Below are 18,894 nucleotides of genomic sequence, written 5' to 3' on the forward strand. Positions count from 1 at the left end.
TCCTGAATATCTTCTGCGGTCAGCCGACCGAACCCTCGAGGCTGATGCCGATCAGCTTCTGCGCCTCTACGGCGAACTCCATCGGCAGCTGTTGGATGACGTCCTTGACAAAGCCGTTGACGATCAGCGCGATCGCCTCTTCCTCGGGAATCCCGCGCTGCATCACGTAGAACTTCTGGTCCTCGGATATCTTCGACGTCGTCGCCTCGTGCTCGAACTTCGCCGTCGCGTTCTTGGCTTCCATGTAGGGCACGGTGTGCGCGCCGCACTGGTCGCCGATCAGCAGCGAATCGCAGTTGGTGAAGTTGCGGGCGTTGGTCGCCTTGCGGTGCGCCGAGACTTGGCCGCGATAGGTGTTCTGCGAGAAGCCGGCGGCAATACCCTTGGAGATGATGCGGCTCGACGTGTTCTTGCCGAGATGGATCATCTTGGTGCCGCTGTCGACCTGCTGATAGCCGTTCGAAACCGCGATCGAATAGAACTCGCCGCTGGAATCGTCGCCGCGAAGGATGCAGCTCGGATATTTCCAGGTGATCGCCGAGCCGGTCTCGACCTGCGTCCACGAGATCTTCGAACGGTGGCCGCGGCAGTCGCCGCGCTTGGTGACGAAATTATAGATGCCGCCCTTGCCCTCGGCGTCGCCCGGATACCAGTTCTGCACCGTCGAATATTTGATCTCGGCATCGTCGAGCGCAATCAGCTCGACCACCGCGGCATGCAGCTGGTTCTCGTCGCGCTGCGGCGCCGTGCAGCCTTCGAGATAGGACACATAGGCCCCCTCCTCGGCGATGATCAGCGTGCGCTCGAACTGGCCGGTATTCTTCTCGTTGATGCGGAAATAGGTCGACAGCTCCATCGGGCAGCGCACGCCCTTCGGCACGAAGACGAAGGAGCCGTCGGTGAACACGGCCGAGTTCAGCGTGGCGTAGAAATTGTCGGAAGTGGGCACGACCGAGCCCAGATATTTCTGCACCAGTTCAGGGTGCTCGCGGATCGCTTCCGAAATCGAGCAGAAGATGACGCCGGCCTGAGCCAGCTCCTTCTTGAAGGTGGTGACGACCGAGACGGAATCGAACACGGCGTCGACCGCGACGCGGCCGGACTTGTAGACGTTGTCGTTGGCCTCCTCCAGCTCCGAAGCGTCGGTCTTCTGCACGCCGGCGAGGATCTCCTGCTCCTTCAAAGGAATGCCAAGCTTCTCGTAGACCTTGAGCAATTCGGGATCGACCTCGTCCAGCGACTTCGGTCCCGGCGTGCTCTTCGGCGCCGCGTAATAGTGGATGTCCTGGAAGTCGATCTTCGGATAGTGGACGCGCGCCCAGGTCGGCTCTTCCAGCGTCAGCCAGCGCCTATAGGCGCCCAGACGCCATTCCAGCATCCAGTCCGGCTCGCCCTTCTTCTCAGAGATCAAGCGAATGATGTCTTCGCTCAGGCCCTTGGGGGCCTTGTCCATCTCGATCTCTGTCTGGAATCCATATTTATACTGGTCGACGTCGATCTTTCGGACTCGATCGATCGTCTCCTGCACAGCAGGCATAAGCGTTCTCCATCCACGCCGGGGTCAAGGCCCGGCAGTTTTCAAACTATGGCACCGCAGAAACGCGCCCCGGGAAGGACTCGGCTGCGGAGTAAGCTCCATATAGTGCGTTCCGGCCGGAAATTCACCCGTCCAAACGAAACGCACGGCTCTACCAGGCCGGATGGCCTGAATTCGTTTTTCGAGCACCGGATTTTAAGAGCCGCCGGGGGATCTCTTGTCCGATGCCTTGCCGCCGTCAGGCAGCCTTTTCTTTTCCAGCCCGCGCGCGGCTATGCCCGCCAGAGCCGCCCGGAACGCCTCGATTTCCTCGGCACCGGTAGCGCGGCCAATCGAGACGCGCAATGCGCCAAGGCTCTCGCCGTGGCCCATCGCCTTCAGCACATGGCTTGGCCCGACTTTCCCCGACGAGCAGGCGGAACCGGCCGACAGCGCAACACTGGCGAGATCGAAGGCGATCTGCGCCGTCTCGGCCTTGACGCCGGGAATAGCGAAGAATGTCGTATTGGCAAGCCTTGGCGCTGCCGCTCCAAAGATTTCCGTATCAGGGACGAGCTCCCGGACGATGGCTTCGACCTTGTCGCGACGGCGCGCGACCGCTTCCATGTCTTCCAGGCCGGCGAGTGCTGCCCGCGCCGCGGCACCAAAACCGGCAATGCCGGGAAGATTCTCCGTGCCGGCGCGATGGCCCTTTTCCTGGCCGCCGCCATTGATCAGCGGCTTCGGCATCATCAGATCGGCCCGGGCGACGATGGCGCCGACGCCCTTCGGGCCGCCGATCTTGTGCGAGGAAAGGATCAGATAATCGGCATAACCGGCTGACATGTCGATCGGAATCCGCCCTGCCGCCTGCACGGCATCGACGACCAGCACGCCGCCCGCTTCCTTGACGATCTCGGCGATGCGTCCGATCGGCTGGATCACCCCCGTCTCGTTGTTGGCGGCATGGATCGCCACCAGCGGCAGGCCGGCAGCCTTGTCATGCGCGGAGAGCGCCGTAGTCAGCGCCTCGAGATCGGCAATGCCGTCTCGATCGACGCCGATCCTCGTCACCTGCGCCGCCGAGAACCGCCCGCCATTCAGAATGCAGGGATGGTCGGCAGCCGAGACATAGAGGTGGCTGATGCGGACAGAGCCGCGCCCCATCTGCCAGTCGGCAGTAAGCATCGTCGATGCGGCCTCCGTCGCGCCGGAGGTGAACACGACGTGCTCGGGCCTGGCATTGACCAGTCTTGCCACGTCACGCCTGGCATCCTCGATCAGCCGCCGCGCCGCGCGGCCCTCGCTGTGAACCGACGACGGATTGGCGGCATCGAGCGCCGCGACCATCGCCGACCGCGCCTCTGCAATGAGAGGTGCGCTGGCGTTGTAGTCGAGATAGGCGCGAGGTGCGGCCATTTTCCTTCAGTCGATCCTGTCAGCAGCCATTCCGCGAGGACAGCGCGTTATTTCCTTGATATTGCAAGGCGAGCCGTCCTATTTACCCGGCTTGCGGCGCGGGCGGCCGAGAAAATGCGTTTTCGGCACCCAGTTTTGAACAATTCTAAACTAGCTTCTAGGAAGACGCTTGCCCGGCGTCAAGGCCACAGAATGGGCCAAAGGAAGAGTCCGGGCCCGCGCCTTCGTATGCCACGTGGAGTATTTTATGCCTGAGGTCATTTTCGCCGGTCCGGCTGGTCGCCTGGAGGGGCGTTACCAGCCTTCCAAGGAAAAGAGCGCGCCGATCGCCATCGTGCTGCATCCGCACCCGCAATTCGGCGGCACGATGAACAACAAGATCGTCTACGACCTCTTCTACATGTTCCAGAAGCGCGATTTCACCACGCTTCGCTTCAATTTCCGCGGCATCGGCCGCAGCCAGGGCGAGTTCGACCACGGTACCGGCGAATTGTCGGACGCGGCCGCTGCGCTCGACTGGGTGCAGTCTCTGCATCCGGATTCCAAGAGCTGCTGGGTCGCGGGCTATTCCTTCGGCTCATGGATCGGCATGCAGTTGCTCATGCGCCGGCCCGAGATCGAGGGCTTCATCTCGGTCGCCCCGCAGCCCAACACCTACGATTTTTCGTTCCTGGCACCCTGCCCGTCGTCCGGCCTCATCATCCATGGCGATGCCGATAAGGTGGCGCCGCCCAAGGACGTCCAGACGCTGGTCGACAAGCTGCACACGCAAAAGGGCATAACCATCACGCAGAAGACTATCTCCGGCGCCAACCATTTCTTCGCCAACCACGCCGAACTGCTGATCGACGAATGCGCCGATTACCTCGACCGGCGTCTGGCCGGCGAGCTCGCCGATCCACGGCCGAAGCGGCTGAGGTAGATTTCGGGCGATCCTTAGACCAAATAGCTCTACGGGCGGTCAGCCGACAATTGCTCGCGGCTCCGCCTCGCCAGCGATGTTTTGCCCTTGGATCCGCTGGAGGACAGCAGCCGGAACGTGCGCTTGGGCACGGGTCTGGTCGACGACGGCCGCCGGAAGATGAAACCGAGCCGCGCGAAGACCAGCCCTGCGGCGATCGCAAAGGCAAGGCCGAGCCCAAAGCCGGCCACTGTGTCGCTCGGATAATGCGCGCCGACGAAGACGCGCGTCGAAGCGATCAAGGCCGTGGCCGCAAGCGCGATGTGCCAGCGCCTTGGAAACAGCAGCAAGAGGACGCCGAACACCGCCCCCATCGTCGTGGCATGGCCGGACGGAAAGCCGGCGAAGCGCGCATCCATGGCGAAGGGATGCAGCGACAGCACCCCGTAATCGTTGAAATAGAGCGGCCGGGCCCGGCCGATGCCGTATTTCAGTAAGTTGACGGCCAGCCCGGAAAGACCAACCGCGCAAAGCACCAGGAAAGCGAAGCAGGTCCAATTGTAGACGAGCAGACGCGACGACCTGGAAAGCCGTCGCCAGTCCGTCAGGTTGGCGGCGACGAGGCAGAGAACCGCGGGGATGAGATACCAGCCGCCCAGGCCGAAATCCGTTAAGAAGTCGGTGAAACGGACGAAGCCTGGCGTCCACCCGCCGCGCATCCTGCCGGCGGCGCTGTCCAGGGTGAGGCCAATGGCTATGGCCAGCAGAAGCCATGCAGAGACCCAGACGAGCCAGGGAATCTCGGGATAGCGCGCGGGACGCACTGCAAAACGCCGCTGCACGATGCGCGTCGTGACGAGGAAGTTGCCGAGCGAACGGCGGTAAAAAGAAACGGCGGACATGGCTCTATAGGGAACTTCGAGCTCCGACATTATTCCTCACTGGGCCACTCGATAAAGGCCGAGCGCCAGCTTGTCTCCTGACGAATAGTTGAGCCCGTCGATCTCGGTCAGTCGCTTCGCCGACTTGCCCTGCCCGGCAAGCAGCTCGTTGAGCTTTTGCTCCTCCTTGACCGGCGCCAGTCCCAGCGCACAGGTCGGATCGGCCAGCAGGTGCTTTGCCACGCCATCGACGTCGGTCAGCACGGTCTTGGTCCCGACCAGGAACACCAGGCTCGGCTCGTGATAGGGGGACGAGGCGAGCACCGTGGTGTCGCAAGGACGGTTGGCATCGACGGCTGCCTTGATGGCCGGGCTCAGCCAGATCGGCTTCAGCGACGGCGCAATCACGCCGAACAGCAGGCTGAACGTTACGCCCGCGCCGATCGCGATCGCCGCGATGCGTTCGAGCGGCACCTGCAATTGGCGCGGGAAAGCCAGATAGCCGGTCACGAGCGCGGCGATTGCCGCCGGAATGCTCCACCAGGAAAAGGCTTTTGCGAGATAGAGCGGCGCGCCTATGCATACTGCGGCTAGCCCGATCGACACGACGACGACGCCGAAGGCGGTCGACCACCACAGCCAGTTCTGCCAGCGCTTGAGCGGCGCATTGGCCTTGTCTTCCGGCAAGGTGAGCAGCCAGCCGATCAGCAGCGCCATGCCGGGATAGGCCGGCAGCACATAATGCGGCAGCTTGGTCGGGATCGCCTCGAACACCAGCCAGAAGGGGATATACCAGGCGAGACAGAAGCGCAGGCGCGGGTCGTCCCAGAAGCGGTTGATGGCCTGCAGCCCGGCGCCGACCGCGATCAGGCCGAAAGGCCACATGAACAGCGAATAGGTGAGCATATAGAAGCCCGGCGGCAGACCATGCGATTCCTCGCCTTGCGCCACCTTGTTAAGCATGTCCTTGCCAACCGCCTCCTGGAAGAAGGCGCCGCCGCTCTTCCAGCTGATGAGGATGATCCAGGGCAGCACGATGACGAGCACGATTGCGACGCCGCGCACCAGCTTCAGCTTCAAAAGCCAGCGCCAGTCGCGTTCGAAGGCGAACAGCGCGCCGGCCGTCAGCAGCGACAACAGCGGAGCGACCGGACCCTTGATCAGAATTCCCAGTCCCTGCGCGATCCAGAAGATCCATGGGAGGTGGCCGGCAATCGGCTCCTTGCGGCGGGCGGCCAGATAGACCTGCGCCAACGCGCCTTGCGCGGCCACGCAGCAGGCGAGCAACATGGCGTCGGTCTTGGCGTCGCGGCCTTCGAAGGCGGTGGCGAAGATGGCGGCTATCATCAGGCCGGCGGCAAGGCCGCCATTGGCGCCGAAGAGTTTTGTGCCCGTCCAGCCGATGCCCACGACGGCGAGCGCAATGCCGAGCATCGAAACCAGCCGATAGACCCAGATCGGCGCTTCGGCCCCCTCACCGCTCAATACGACCGCCGCCGATTGCAGCCAATAGATGCCGATCGGTTTCTTGTAGCGCGTCACATCCTGCAGGCGGATGTCGATGTAGTCGCCGGTCTCGACCATCTGCTTGGTCGACTGGACGAAGCGGGATTCGTCGCGGTCGATCGGCGGCAGGCTTGCCAGCCCGCTGACGGTCATCAGGATGCTGAACAGAAAGAGGAGGAGATAGTTCCTGTTCATCGCGGGAGCTTGTCCGATCTGATCTGCGGGATAGCCCCGTCGCGGCGCGTCGGGGCGTGCTGCCCTTGCGCGGGCGCCTCATTACGCCAGCAAAAGAGGCGAAGCAAGGATGCGGCGATAGCACGCAAAGCCCCAAGCCACTTTTGCTGATCGCCCATTTGCCCGTTGAAGCGCGATCCCACGCAAACCGGAAACCACTTTTGCTGATCACCTGTTTGCCTCTTGAAGCGCGATCCTACGCAAAACCGGAAACCACTTTTGCTGATCGCGCTTGGATGCTAAACGCGCCCCTTCACGTCAAGCTCGGCCAAATGCCGTGCGATCTCCGGGAAGAAAAGATGTCCGCCTTCAAGTCCGATTTCCTGCGCATCATGAGCGAGCGCGGCTTCATCCACCAGATTTCGGATGAAACCGGCCTCGACCAGCTTTTCGCCAAGGAAACGGTGAGCGCTTATATCGGCTTCGATGCGACGGCGAAGAGCCTGCATGCCGGATCGCTGATCCAGATCATGATGCTTCACTGGCTGCAGCATACCGGCCACCGGCCGATCGCGCTGATGGGCGGCGGCACCTCGATGATCGGCGATCCTTCTTTCAAGGACGAGGCGCGCAAGCTGCTGACGCCTGGGGACATTGAGAGCAATCTCGTCGGCATCCGCCGCAATTTCGCGCCTTATCTCAAATTCGGCAGCGGCGCGGGCGACGCGGTGATGGTCAACAATGCCGATTGGCTGATGGAGATCAACTACGTCAGTTTCCTGCGCGATGTCGGCCGGCATTTCTCCGTAAACCGCATGCTGGCCTTCGATTCCGTGAAGCTCAGGCTCGACCGCGAGCAGTCGCTGTCGTTCCTCGAATTCAACTACATGATCCTGCAGGCTTACGACTTCGTCGAGCTCTACAAGCGCGTCGGCTGCCGGCTGCAGATGGGCGGCTCCGACCAGTGGGGCAACATCGTCAACGGCATCGATCTCGGTCATCGCATGGAAGGCGTGCAGCTGTTTGCGATGACCACGCCGCTGCTCACCACTTCCTCCGGCGCCAAGATGGGCAAGTCGGCCTCCGGCGCTGTCTGGCTCGATGGCGACATGCTGTCCCCTTACGAATTCTGGCAGTACTGGCGCAACACAGAGGACGCGGATGTCGGGCGCTTCCTGAAGCTCTACACGACGCTGCCGCTGGATGAGGTCGCGCGCCTCGAAAAGCTCGGCGGCTCGGAGATCAACGAGGCGAAGAAGATTCTCGCCACCGAGATCACCGCCATGCTGCATGGCCGCGAGGCGGCCGAAACGGCTGCAGAGACCGCGCGCAAGACTTTCGAGGAAGGCGCGCTCGCCGACACGCTGCCCAGCATCGACGTCGCCAAGGCTGATCTCGAGGCCGGCATCGGCATCCTGTCGCTGTTCGTCACCGCCGGGCTCGCCGGCTCCAATGGCGAAGCGCGCCGGCATGTCCAGGGCGGTGCCGTGCGCCTCAACGACCAGGTGGTGACCGACGACCGGCGCGTGGTGACGCTTGAGGACCTGGGCGCGGAAGGTGTGGTGAAGCTCTCGTTCGGCAGGAAGAAGCACGTTCTGGTGCGGCCGATTTAGTCGGGCTGATCACCGATATTCGAAGATTGAGCGAAAAATTCCCGGCGCCACCACCGACAGCGGATTGATGTTGAGCGTCGGCTTGTTGGCGTTGCCGCGCAGCCGGTAGGTGACGCCGATCAGGCCGCGGTCGCGGCCGTTGCCGAGCAGCGGGCCGAACAGCGGCAGTTCGCCGAAGATGCGGTTGAGCCCATAGACCGGCATGAAGGTGCCGGTCATGTCCATATTGTTGTCTTGGTCGTAGAGCGTGCCCTGGAAAGTCGTGCCGATGCGCGGACCGCGCAACAGACCGTTTGCCAGTCTGAGATAGCCGGAGCCCTTGTCGATCTCGGCATAGCCGCGCTCGAACTGCACCCTTGAGGTGTCGATGTTGGCCTTGACCGCCTGGTTGAGGCTGCGCGTATCGCCGGCCGGCCTGGTCGACACGATCGACGCAAGCTTCGGCTCGTTGACGACATAGAAATTGCTGGCGTCGACCTGGCCCTTCATTGGTCCGTCGGCGTCGCCCGCCAGCGACAGCGTGATGGCCCCGCCCTCCATATGCTCGTAAATGTTGAGGAAGCGCAGGATAGCGCCGGCATCGGCCGATTTCATCGTGAGGGACCGGCCGCCGTCGCCGGTGGTGTTTCGGACGGCAATGGCGGCACCCGAACTCGCCGTCGCGCTGACATCGAGACCATTCACCCGGGAGCCGGCAGCGCTGTAATTCAGCTTGAGGTTCGACAGCACCTCGTCGTGAAAGCCGGTCAGCGACTTCACGTCGGCGCTGACCGAGATCGCGTCGGCGCCGGCGCCTTTTGTGGCTGTATCAACGTCTGAGGTAAACTGTTTGATCAGCGAGCGGGCGTCGAGAGAGTCGCCGCTGACATTGACCGCATAGCTTTTGCCCGACCGTTTGACCGAGACCGCGACGTCGTCTCCCCTGTTGAGCGCGACCTTGCTGAACCGGGCCGAGGACAGCGCCCCGTTGACCAGTGTCACATCGCCGTCGATCGAAAAGCTCTTCCCGTCGAGATCGAAGTCGGACAGCGTGGTCGTGCTGCCCGACTTTGCCATCGTGAAGGTGACCTTGGCCGGAATGCCGGCACCCTTGCTCCATCCTGCCCAGGGGATGTCGAGCCTTGCGTTGGTCAGGTCGGCCGACACGTTCTGGACGCCCTCGCCGCTCTTGTCGATCGCCACCTTGATGGTTCCGGAAAGCAGCGGCGACAGGCCGGGCATTGCTGCAGCGCGCGTCTTGTCGTCGATCACCAGCGCGACCTTACGGCTGCGCGGCGGGCCGCTGTCCTCGAGCGGCTCGACCAGGTCAAGCTCGGCTGGAATGCCGTTCAGCTTCGCCTTCGCCGATATCACCGCACGGTCGGGGCTCACGGTGATCGACCCGTCGGCCTGGGTCACCATCTGGTCCTCGAACGGCTTGGCTAAGGAAAGATCCTGGTAGTCCAGCGCCACCAGCCAGTCGAGCCTCGAGGTATCGACGCCGGAAGTCAGCGGAATGTCGGCCCGCACATGCCCAGTGACGGTGCCGCTCAAATCCTCAGGCGCAAGCCCGACATGGCGCATGGCGTTGATCGGCTCAAAGGAGGCGAGTTCGGCGATCGCCGGGGCTTCGCCGGCGACATCGATGTCGAGAGAGCCGATCACGGGCGAAACATTCGCCTGCTTGATCGTCAGTGTGCCCCCGCTTGCCGCCACGGTGCGGCCGCTCGGCATAAAAACGCTGCCCGAGGACAGCGTGATATCGACATCGTTGCCGTGGAAGGCAACGACACCGACCGCATCGCGGATCGGCGGAATGCGCCCCGCAGTATCGAAGCGCGAGCCCTCGACCTGGAAGCGGCCGAACACCTCGTCGCCGGAAAGCGGAACGCCGTTGCCGAGCCGCCCAGGAACGACCTGGAACTGCAGGTTGGCGTCGACCACACGGCCGCCGAACAGGTTGTCCAGCACCCAAAGCCGCGCGTTGCGGGCAGAGAACCAGGGCCACAACTGCTTCACATGCGAAACCGGCATGTCGTGTACATTGAGCGACAGCGACACACCCGGCGGGCCATTGTCGATGAAGGCGAGCGACGCCGTGCCCAGCACGTCGCTCGAACCCCCGGAGCGGACGCCGATCTGCTCGGCGACGAGCTTGCGGCTCTTGGTCTGGTAGACGCCGGCGACCCGGGCAAGAAACTGAAGCGCCGGCTCCGGCGATTCCGAAGGCGCGAGCGTCGAGCCGTCGCTGACAAGGTCATAGCGGTAGGACGGCTCCTCGCCCGCGGCTGCCGGTTTCGGCCCGATCGAGCCTGAGAAATCGAATGTCGAGCGGCCGGTCCTGATCAGCAATTTATCGACCGAGACCTTGTTTGATCCCGCGACCAATGTGGCCCTGGCATCGACGTCGGCCGGCAGCAGCCCGCGCGAGCCGAGATCGAGCACCGAGCCGCCGAGCGACAGCGACGCCGTCAGCCGCGACGGCGTGTCGCCGGACGCCTCGGCGCCCGAAAGCTTCAGCGCAACAGAACCAAGCTTGCCGCCCTGGGCGGCGAAGTTCCCGCCGCTGGAGCTTCCCTGAGCGGGCGCTACGCCGACGTCGGCTATCGCGAGGGCGGCGTCCAGCGATGCTATCCGCCTGGCGCTCGGATCGCGCGCCGCGGAGGCGCTCAGGCTGACATGCCGGCCGTCGACATCGGCATTTGAAGACAGTTCCATGCTGCCTGTGCCCGTCTGCCCAACAGTGGCCTCGGCGACGGTCACACGCCTGACCGATCCGCCCGGCGGCAATTCGAACTCGACGTTGCGGAGGTCGATCTGGCGCATCGATTCCGCGCGCACCGCATCCAGCGCCGCGTTGACGCCGCCAAACACCGCCGCCGATACTTTCTCCGGATCGACCAGGCCATCCTCGTTGCGCAAAGCCGCAGTCCAATCACCGCTCCCGGACGGCATGGCGGCGACCATGATGCGAGCATCGGAGAACCGGGCGCTGGTGAGCTTGACCTCGCCGGATAGCAGCGGCAGCAGGCGCATGCCGAAGCGGACGCGCCCGACATCGGCCATCGGGTTGCCGTCGGCCGTCTTCAAGCTGACGTCGCTGACCTGCAGAGCGACGAAGCTCGACCCATCGAGCGTCAACCGCGCCGGCCCAACGGTGACGTTGAGATCGACGCCAGCGAGCTTCTCGATGGCCGTCTCGGCTTCGGCGCGAAGTCGTTCCGTGCCGATGCCTGACGTGCCAAGCACATAGACGCCAATTGCCGCCAGAAGCACCAGCGCGCAGAGCCCGGCGAACACCCGACCGAGGATGCGGAAGCGCCGGCGCACCGAAGCACGGCCGAGCGGCGGCACGCTGCACGCGGACGGAAAGGCCGCCAGGTCGGTGATCTCGTCACGCCTGAACCTGATCTTCTCGTGCTGCGGTCGCTCCTGATCCAAGCAATATTCCGTTGTAAACGTACTCGTCGTGGACGAATCCCCGCCTCACGTTATATCGATGCTCGATCCGCGCGTAACCGCAAACAAGGGCATCGACATGGCTGAACTCGACGTGGGCGACGTTGCGCCGCAATTCGATCTTCCGCGCGACGGCGGCGGCTCCCTCAGCCTCGCCGCGATCCGGGGAAAACCTGTCGTACTCTACTTTTATCCGCAGGACGACACCACAAGCTGCACCAACGAGGCGATCGGCTTCTCGCAGCTGAAGCCGGAATTCGAGAAGGCCGGCGCCGTGGTCATCGGGCTGTCCCCCGATAGCGTCAAGAAACACGACAAATTCAAGGCGAAATACGACCTCACCCTCGATCTCGTCGCAGACGAGGAGCGCAAGGCGATCGAGGCCTATCATCTGTGGGTCGAGAAGACGATGTACGGCCGCAAGTACATGGGAGTCGAGCGCGCCACCTTCCTGATCGGCAAGGACGGACGCATCGCCCGCATTTGGCGGCAGGTGCGCGTCAAGGGCCATGCCGAAGAGGTGCTGGAGGCGGTGCGCGCGCTCTGAAGCGGGGCAGACCAAAAGCTTCCGCGATTTTGCTGGCCTCCTTCCCTGCAACCTGCCACCCGCGTTGCGGGATTTGGTTATGCCGACATCGGGGCCAGCAAAGCTTTGTTAACCCTAATAATGTGTAATCGAGCTGTCGTTGGAGTCGTAACGAAAGCTTGGTCCCGTGAATTCAAACGGTCAGTCAGCGGTCTTCGGCAGGCGCAAGGAGCCCCATACGGTCATTATCGCCCGGGGCAACGAGATCCGGCATTTCACCATCCGCCCGTGGCTCGCCGCCTTCATCGGGTCGGCGCTTGCGGCGATCGCCATCGGCTATCTGCTCGCCACCTCCTACCTGGTGCTGCGCGATGACCTGATCGGCGCCACCACGGCCAGGCAGGCGCGCATGCAGCAGGCCTATGAGGATCGCATCTCCGCGCTTCGCGCCCAGGTCGATCGCATCACCAGCCGCCAGCTTCTCGACCAGCAGCTCATGGAGACCAAGGTCGGCGAGTTGCTGGCCAGGCAGACCCAGCTCAGCCAGCGCCACGGCCGGCTCGGGCCGATCCTCGAACGCGCCGAGAGCGAGGTCGGCGATGTGCCCGCCGCAGCCAATGCCGCAGCGACGAAACCCGACGAGCACGCCGAGATCACCGGCGGCCTTTCGCAGGTCCCGACCTACTCCGTCGCGTCGTTGGGCGCCGGCGACACGAGGCCATTCTCCCTGTGGTCGACACGCTCGGACCCGCTCGACAACGAAACGTCAGCGGATCGCGCCGACAAGCTCTTCGTGTCGATCAACGCTTCGCTCAAGGCCATCGAGAACCAGCAGCTCACCCGCATCACCACGCTTGCGGACAACGCTTATCGCAACGCGGACGCGATCTCGCAGGCACTGCAAGCCGCCGGGCTGCCGGTCGACACGGAGCTCGACAAGAACGATGTCGGCGGGCCGCTGGTGCCGCTCGATTCCTCAATGATCTTCGACAGCAAAGTCAAAGAGCTGGATGAAGCGCTTGATGCGCTGGATCAAGTCAAGAAAGAGGCGCGCAAGCTGCCGCTCAGCAATCCCGCGCCGGGTCATACTGTGACCAGCCCGTTCGGAGTGCGCACCGACCCGATCCTCGGCACGGCCGCCCTGCATACGGGAATGGATTTCAGGGCGCCGATCGGCATGCCGGCGAAGGTCACCGCTGCCGGCGTCGTCACCAAGGCCGGCTGGAACGGCGGCTACGGCCGCATGGTCGAGGTCGACCACGGCAACGGCTTTGCGACGCGCTATGGCCACCTCAGCGAGATCGACGTGACTGTCGGCCAGAAGCTCGCCGCCGGCGACGTGATCGGCAAGACCGGCAGCAGCGGCCGCTCGACCGGTCCGCATCTCCACTACGAGGTGCGCCACAACGGCGAGGCGGTCGACCCGCTGCGCTTCCTCGCCGTCGGCAAGAAGGTCGCGCAGTACCTTTAGCGCACGCCTCGCGGCCGACCCGAGGTCCCTCCAGATTTATCCACCGTTTTGCCTGGGCAGCGCCTCGCTTCGGATTGACTCAATCCAAGTTGTAGGATGATATACATCACCCTGTCGCCTCACCGATTGCGCCGCTGATGACCGTTCGCAGCCTCTCACCGGATATCCTCAGCGTCCTCGAAGACGCAGTGGGGCCGAGCGGTCTCACTGCCGACACTGCTGGAATGGCGAAGTATCTCGGCGATTGGGCCGGCGACTATCGAGGCAGCGCGCTGGCCGTACTGCGCCCCGCGTCGGTTGCGGAGGTGCAGGTGCTGATGCGTCTGTGCAGCGAGTTGGGACTCGGCGTCATTCCACAGGGCGGCAACACCGGCTTGGTTTCGGGCGCCATCGATGGCACCACCACCGGCGGTGTAGTCGTCAGCCTGGAGCGGCTGAACGCCATCCGTCGGATCGATCGCGCGAACTTCACACTTCAGGCGGACGCAGGCTGCGTGCTGCAGACGATCAAAGAGGCAAGCGAGGCCGAAGATTGCCTGTTCCCACTGGCGCTCGGCGCACAAGGCAGTTGCCAGATCGGCGGCAATGCCGCGACCAATGCCGGCGGCGTCAACGTGCTGCGCTACGGCATGGCGCGCGACCTGATCCTGGGGCTGGAGGTTGTTCTGGCCGATGGCGAGCTGTGGAACGGCTTTTCCGGGCTGCGCAAGAATAACAGCGGTTATGACCTGAAGCAGCTGTTCATCGGCTCCGAGGGCACGCTCGGCATCATTACCGGTGTGGAGGTCAAGCTGTTCCCGAAGCCTGCCCGTGTCGAGACCGCCTATCTCGGCCTCATCTCGTTCGAAGCGGCCATCGGCCTCTTCAACCGAGCGCGACGCGCCTGCTCCGATCTGATTTCCGCCTTCGAGATCATCGGCTCGGAATGCATCGATTTGGCCCGGCTGGTCGATCCTGGAATGACGGCGCCTGTCGCAGCACCCGTCCATGCGCTGATCGAATTGTCCTCCGGACCGACCATCGACCTCAACGGCGTGCTCGCCAGTTTTCTAACCGATGCGCTCGAAGGCGGCCTGGTAGCCGACGCAGTCCTCGCGACCAGCAACGCGCAGGCTAAGGCCTTCTGGGCGATCCGCGAGGGACTGGTCGAGGGCCAGGCGAAGCGCGGCTACCACGTGCGCACCGATCTCTCGGTGCGCATTTCCGATATCCCTGCCCTTGTCGAGCGCGCCCGCCGCTTCGTCGCCACCGAACATCCGGGCTGGATTGCACTGGCCTATGGCCATGCCGGCGACGGCAACATCCATTTCAATGTGCTGCCGCCGCTCGATCTCGCTGATGGCGAAGCCCGGGCGCGCGGCGAGGAAATCACGGCGGGACTCTACGACATCGCCGTCAGGCTCGGCGGCTCGATCAGCGCCGAGCACGGCATCGGCCGCAGCCGTGCCCGAGAATTCTGGGCCGGGCTTTCGCCGGCGCATCGCCGCATGGCTGCCGCGCTGAAGACTGCGCTCGACCCTAAAGGGGTGATGAACCCCGGCTGCCTGCTGCCCTCGACGGAGCGTTTTTTATGAAGCAGAGACTGGCCGCCATCGGCACCGTCGAGACCCTGCCGCACCGGGTCGCGGCCTTCCTCAGCCGCGAGATCGAATCCGGCGAGTTGAATCCCGGCGCGCGGCTGCCGACCGAGCAGGAGCTTTCCGAGAAGTTCGGCGTCAGCCGCAATGTGGTGCGCGAGGCGATTGCCCAGTTGAGGGCGGACGGCATGATCGAGGCGCGGCAAGGCATCGGCGCCTTCGTGCTGGCGCCCCAGCAAAGGGCGGCGATCCGCATCGACCGCGAGGCGCTCAAGGACACCCACAATATGGAGCGGCTGTTCGAGCTGCGTTGCATCCTCGAGGCCGAGTCGGCGGCGCTCGCCGCGGCGCGGCGCGGGCAGGAGCATCTCGATTCGATCAAGGCGGCGCTCGACCGCATGGGCGGCGAGGAGCGCTGGGAAGAAGGCAGCATCGACGCCGACCTGCTATTCCACCGCGAGATCGCGCGGGCGACCGGCAACAGCTACATCCACACCTTCATCTCTTTTGTCTGCGAGCAGATCCGCCAGTCGATCCACTATGCCCGCTTAACCAACCCGCTGCACGATCTCGTCGAGATCAATGTCGGCGAACATGTGCGCATCTATGAGGCGCTAGTGGCGGGCGATCCGGCGGCGGCAGAAGCAGCAATGCGTACGCACATCATCGGCGCTGCGAACCGCGTCGGCGTGAAGCTGCCACTCTCCGGGACGAAATAATCATGCCGGCCAACCTCACCCGCATCTCCGACGTCTGCCTGCTGGTGGAAAATATCGAGCGTACGGTCGACTTCTATGTCGGGAAACTCGGCTTCCGGCTGCGTCGGCGTGCCGAAGGGTTTGCCGATTTCCATGGCGAGGGCGTGACGCTCGCCGCCTGGGAGCTCGACCACATCAACCGACACACCGGCGTCTCGAACCAGAGATCGCCGCGCCAAGCGCACAAGGTTTGCGTCGCCGTCCAGCTCGGATCGCCGGCCGAGATCGACCGGCTGCACGGCGAATTGAGCGCCAAGGGCGTGCCCTTCTATGGACCGCCCGAAAACTACGTCTGGAATGCGCGCTGCGCCTATTTCACCGATCCGGACGACACGCTTTGGGAGCTTTACGCCTGGCTCGACGGCGGCCCTGGCGACTACCACGACCAACAGCCGTAGCGACGCCGCGCCGAGGGAGCGGCGCTTGGAAAGAAGAGACAAGAAGTCTGCAACAGGAGCGAAAAATGAGTGGGAACCAAGACTACGAATTGAACCGCCGCGCTTTCGTGAAGGGCGGCCTCGCAGCGGTCGCAGCCGCGTCAGCCGGTATGCAATTGGTGTTGACGCCGGGCGCCAGGGCCGCCGGCAAGGTCGTCATCCAGTATGACTGGCTGATGTCCAATGGCCAGATCGGTGACATCGCGGCCGTCGCCAACGGCTATTTCAAGGATGCCGGGCTCGAGGTGGAGTTCAGCCCTGGCGGCCCCAATGCCTCGACCGTGCCGCCGGTGATCTCCGGCGCCGCGCAGCTCGGCCAGTTCTCGGAAACGCCGCAGCTTTATGCGGCGCGCGCCAGCGGCGTGCCGATCAGAATCATCGCCTGCGGCTTCCGCACCGGCCCCTATGCGCTGACCTCGAAACCGGGAAAGCCAATCCGCAATGTTGCCGACCTCAAGGGCAAGAAGATCGGCATCCAGCCGACCGCGCGCTTCGTCATCGATGAGATCCTGGCCAAGAACGGTATCGACCCCTCGGAAGTCACCATCGTCAATGTCGGCTTCGACAAGGCGCCTCTGGTGCGCGGCGACGTCGACGCCATCGGCGGCTGGATCACCAACACCCAGGCGCTGAGCGCGGTCGGCGAGGACCGCATCGATCTCCTGGTGCGCGACCTCGGCCTCGCTTCCTACGCCGACGTCTATTTCGCGACCGACGCGGCGATCGAGAAGGACCCCGACACACTGGCGAAGTTCGTCGGCGCGGTCGGCAAGGGCTGGGGCTGGGTTCACGCCAACCCCCAGGAGGCGGTGAAGAAGATGGTCGCCGCGTATCCGGAGATGGATCTCGGCTGGGAAGAGAAGACCGTCAACCTGGTGCTGAAACTCTCCTTCGACGGCGCGACCGCCAAAGATGGCTGGGGCACGTTCGACCCTGCCTCCATCGAGGAGCAATTGACGCTGCTCGACAAGGTCGGCCAGTACCCGAACGGACGCCCGGCCGCCAAAGATGTCTACACCACGAAGATCCTGGAGCTTTCGGCCGCGGACCGGCCCAAGCTCGACGCGCCCGCGGCCTGATGCCGAACGCCATCGAAGCGCAGAAGCTCGATGTCGGCTATGGCGGCCGGCAGAAGGTCGTCAAAGTGCTGTCCGGCCTCGACCTCACGGTCGCAGCCGGCTCCTTCCTGTCGATCCTCGGCCCGTCGGGCTGCGGCAAGTCGACCTTACTTCGCGTGGTGGCGGACCTGCTCGACCCGCTGGACGGCACGATCAGCGTGCTTGGGGCCACACCGCACGCGGTGCGCTCGCGCCGCGACGTCGGCTTCGTCTTCCAGGATTCCACCCTGCTGCCCTGGCGCACGGTGCGCGACAATGTGCGCCTGCCGCTCGGCGTCGGCCAGCGCAGCCTCACACGCAAGATCGATGACCGCAGCAGCGAACTGCTGGAGCTGATGGGGCTTGGCGGACTCGGTGAACGCCTGCCGCATCAGCTTTCGGGGGGCCAGCGTCAGCGCGTCGCCATCGCGCGCGCCCTGCTTGGCGAGCCCAGGCTGCTTCTGATGGACGAGCCGTTCGGCGCGCTGGACGAGATCACGCGCGATCGCCTCAACGACGAATTGCTGACGCTCTGGCGGCGCACCGGCACAACGATCCTTTTCGTCACCCATTCGATCGCCGAAGCCGCCTATCTCGGCGAGCGCGTCATTGTGCTGGCTGCCAATCCGGGACGGGTGGTGAAGGACCTCGACCTGCGGCCCTTCAAGCAGGAAGGCAACCGCTGCAAGCGCGAGGATGCGGCGATCGTCGGCGCCATGGCCGAGTTGCGTGCAGCGCTGGAGCGCGCATCGTGAGACCGGCGCCGCTTGCCCCGCAAATGGCGATTGCGCTTCCGGTTCTGGGCGCGGCGTCGATCCTGATTGCCTGGCAGTATCTCCTGCCGCTGCTCGGCGTGCCGGCCTATATCGTGCCGACGCCGACGGCGATCTTCGGCGTCTTTCAGAAGAATTTCGCCCTGCTCATCGACAACCTCAGACCGACGCTGATCGAGGCGCTGGCGGGCTTCGCCATCGGCAATCTCGCCGCCGTGCTGCTTGCCGTGGTCTTCGTGCACAGCCGCATCCTGCAGGCCGCCTATTTCCCGATCGTGCTGTTCTTCAACACCATTCCGATCCTGGCGCTGTCGCCGATCATCATCCTGATCTTCGGCCTCGGCATGACGCCAAAGATCGTCATCGCCGCCGTGATCTGCTTCTTCCCGACCCTGGTGAACATGATCCGGGGCCTGGATTCGGCAAGCGACAACGAGCACGAGCTGTTCCGCGTGCTGTCGGCGACACGCTCGGAGATCTTCTGGGCTCTGCGCCTGCCCCGCGCCTTGCCGATGCTGTTCTCCTCGCTGCGCATCGCCTCGGCCACTGCGGTAATCGGCGCCATCGTCGGCGAATGGATCGGCTCGGACAAAGGCCTCGGCGCGCTGATCATCCAGGCGACGTTCAACTATCAATCCGACCGGCTCTACGCCGCGATCGTGCTGTCCTCGTCGCTGTCGATCGCGCTTTTCTGCATCGTCGTGCTGATCGAGCGTCGCGTCATCAGATACTAGGTCCAATCTACATTCAGGATTCTCAACGCGGTTTGGCGTTGATTCATTGTGTTCCGAGGGTTCTGATTCGGAG

Annotated in this window: 15 protein-coding genes; 10 read left to right on the forward strand and 5 right to left on the reverse strand. The window is 64.0% G+C overall.

Features of this window, described 5'->3' with window-relative positions; all coding sequences use genetic code 11:
- Window positions 1-19: 19 nt before the first annotated feature.
- Together sufB and CK222_RS15090 are read right to left on the reverse strand one after the other, a co-directional pair.
- Window positions 20-1,537: a Fe-S cluster assembly protein SufB gene (gene sufB / locus CK222_RS15085; RefSeq protein ID WP_067328280.1), complete on the reverse strand. Its 1,518-nt coding sequence runs from the start codon at window positions 1,535-1,537 to the stop codon at window positions 20-22.
- A gap of 195 nt (window positions 1,538-1,732) precedes the next feature.
- The gene (locus CK222_RS15090) at window positions 1,733-2,935 is read right to left on the reverse strand and encodes a cysteine desulfurase family protein (protein ID WP_095800857.1); all 1,203 of its coding nucleotides are present in this window, start codon (window positions 2,933-2,935) and stop codon (window positions 1,733-1,735) included.
- A 247-nt stretch (window positions 2,936-3,182) separates the two neighbouring features.
- Here CK222_RS15090 and CK222_RS15095 point away from each other — a divergent pair, with 247 nt between their 5' ends.
- Window positions 3,183-3,857 carry an alpha/beta hydrolase gene (locus CK222_RS15095; RefSeq protein ID WP_066995082.1) on the forward strand — a complete coding sequence of 225 codons (675 nt, stop codon included), beginning with the start codon at window positions 3,183-3,185 and terminating at the stop codon, window positions 3,855-3,857.
- A gap of 29 nt (window positions 3,858-3,886) precedes the next feature.
- Here the strand turns inward: CK222_RS15095 and CK222_RS15100 are convergent, their stop codons facing one another.
- Together CK222_RS15100 and CK222_RS15105 are read right to left on the reverse strand one after the other, a co-directional pair.
- Window positions 3,887-4,738 carry a phosphatase PAP2 family protein gene (locus CK222_RS15100; protein ID WP_095800894.1) on the reverse strand — a complete coding sequence of 284 codons (852 nt, stop codon included), beginning with the start codon at window positions 4,736-4,738 and terminating at the stop codon, window positions 3,887-3,889.
- A gap of 36 nt (window positions 4,739-4,774) precedes the next feature.
- Window positions 4,775-6,418: a glycosyltransferase family 39 protein gene (locus CK222_RS15105; RefSeq protein ID WP_095800858.1), complete on the reverse strand. Its 1,644-nt coding sequence runs from the start codon at window positions 6,416-6,418 to the stop codon at window positions 4,775-4,777.
- Between the two features lie 338 nt (window positions 6,419-6,756).
- On the opposite strand from CK222_RS15105, the gene tyrS reads away from it, so the two are divergent.
- Window positions 6,757-8,010, forward strand: coding sequence for a tyrosine--tRNA ligase (gene tyrS, locus CK222_RS15110; protein WP_095800895.1), 1,254 nt, complete (start codon window positions 6,757-6,759; stop codon window positions 8,008-8,010).
- Between the two features lie 9 nt (window positions 8,011-8,019).
- On the opposite strand, the gene CK222_RS15115 is transcribed toward tyrS, so the two are convergent.
- A complete protein-coding gene (locus CK222_RS15115; protein ID WP_095800859.1) occupies window positions 8,020-11,430 on the reverse strand; it encodes a DUF3971 domain-containing protein in 3,411 nt (1,136 codons plus the stop codon).
- Window positions 11,431-11,527: 97 nt separating this feature from the next.
- On the opposite strand from CK222_RS15115, the gene CK222_RS15120 reads away from it, so the two are divergent.
- The 8 genes from CK222_RS15120 (at window position 11,528) to CK222_RS15155 (ending at window position 18,821) form a co-directional block, all read left to right on the forward strand.
- Window positions 11,528-11,995, forward strand: coding sequence for a peroxiredoxin (locus CK222_RS15120; RefSeq protein ID WP_095800896.1), 468 nt, complete (start codon window positions 11,528-11,530; stop codon window positions 11,993-11,995).
- 166 nt (window positions 11,996-12,161) lie between these two features.
- Complete coding sequence (locus CK222_RS15125; RefSeq protein ID WP_095800860.1) at window positions 12,162-13,445, forward strand: M23 family metallopeptidase; 1,284 nt, start codon at window positions 12,162-12,164, stop codon at window positions 13,443-13,445.
- A gap of 137 nt (window positions 13,446-13,582) precedes the next feature.
- The gene (locus CK222_RS15130; RefSeq protein WP_067328269.1) at window positions 13,583-15,019 is read left to right on the forward strand and encodes an FAD-binding oxidoreductase; all 1,437 of its coding nucleotides are present in this window, start codon (window positions 13,583-13,585) and stop codon (window positions 15,017-15,019) included.
- A complete protein-coding gene (locus CK222_RS15135) occupies window positions 15,016-15,741 on the forward strand; it encodes a FadR/GntR family transcriptional regulator (protein ID WP_095800861.1) in 726 nt (241 codons plus the stop codon). The genes CK222_RS15130 and CK222_RS15135 overlap by 4 nt, the downstream gene beginning before the upstream one ends.
- 2 nt (window positions 15,742-15,743) lie before the next feature.
- Window positions 15,744-16,178 carry a VOC family protein gene (locus CK222_RS15140; RefSeq protein ID WP_067328264.1) on the forward strand — a complete coding sequence of 145 codons (435 nt, stop codon included), beginning with the start codon at window positions 15,744-15,746 and terminating at the stop codon, window positions 16,176-16,178.
- A 65-nt stretch (window positions 16,179-16,243) separates the two neighbouring features.
- A complete protein-coding gene (locus tag CK222_RS15145) occupies window positions 16,244-17,296 on the forward strand; it encodes an ABC transporter substrate-binding protein (RefSeq protein ID WP_176477644.1) in 1,053 nt (350 codons plus the stop codon).
- Window positions 17,296-18,069 carry an ATP-binding cassette domain-containing protein gene (locus CK222_RS15150; RefSeq protein WP_095780639.1) on the forward strand — a complete coding sequence of 258 codons (774 nt, stop codon included), beginning with the start codon at window positions 17,296-17,298 and terminating at the stop codon, window positions 18,067-18,069. The genes CK222_RS15145 and CK222_RS15150 overlap by 1 nt, the downstream gene beginning before the upstream one ends.
- Window positions 18,066-18,821, forward strand: coding sequence for an ABC transporter permease (locus CK222_RS15155; protein ID WP_095800862.1), 756 nt, complete (start codon window positions 18,066-18,068; stop codon window positions 18,819-18,821). Before CK222_RS15150 ends, CK222_RS15155 begins: the two co-directional genes overlap by 4 nt.
- Window positions 18,822-18,894 lie beyond the last annotated feature (73 nt).

The organism is Mesorhizobium sp. WSM3866, assembly GCF_002294795.1.
Taxonomy (GTDB): Bacteria; Pseudomonadota; Alphaproteobacteria; order Rhizobiales; family Rhizobiaceae; genus Mesorhizobium.

Coding starts and splice junctions, on each gene's coding strand:
- sufB (WP_067328280.1), bottom strand. CDS start 1,537: ATGCCTGCTGTGCAGGAGACGATCGATCGAGTCCGAAAGATCGACGTC.
- CK222_RS15090 (WP_095800857.1), bottom strand. CDS start 2,935: ATGGCCGCACCTCGCGCCTATCTCGACTACAACGCCAGCGCACCTCTC.
- CK222_RS15095 (WP_066995082.1), top strand. CDS start 3,183: ATGCCTGAGGTCATTTTCGCCGGTCCGGCTGGTCGCCTGGAGGGGCGT.
- CK222_RS15100 (WP_095800894.1), bottom strand. CDS start 4,738: ATGTCCGCCGTTTCTTTTTACCGCCGTTCGCTCGGCAACTTCCTCGTC.
- CK222_RS15105 (WP_095800858.1), bottom strand. CDS start 6,418: ATGAACAGGAACTATCTCCTCCTCTTTCTGTTCAGCATCCTGATGACC.
- tyrS (WP_095800895.1), top strand. CDS start 6,757: ATGTCCGCCTTCAAGTCCGATTTCCTGCGCATCATGAGCGAGCGCGGC.
- CK222_RS15120 (WP_095800896.1), top strand. CDS start 11,528: ATGGCTGAACTCGACGTGGGCGACGTTGCGCCGCAATTCGATCTTCCG.
- CK222_RS15130 (WP_067328269.1), top strand. CDS start 13,583: ATGACCGTTCGCAGCCTCTCACCGGATATCCTCAGCGTCCTCGAAGAC.
- CK222_RS15135 (WP_095800861.1), top strand. CDS start 15,016: ATGAAGCAGAGACTGGCCGCCATCGGCACCGTCGAGACCCTGCCGCAC.
- CK222_RS15140 (WP_067328264.1), top strand. CDS start 15,744: ATGCCGGCCAACCTCACCCGCATCTCCGACGTCTGCCTGCTGGTGGAA.
- CK222_RS15145 (WP_176477644.1), top strand. CDS start 16,244: ATGAGTGGGAACCAAGACTACGAATTGAACCGCCGCGCTTTCGTGAAG.
- CK222_RS15150 (WP_095780639.1), top strand. CDS start 17,296: ATGCCGAACGCCATCGAAGCGCAGAAGCTCGATGTCGGCTATGGCGGC.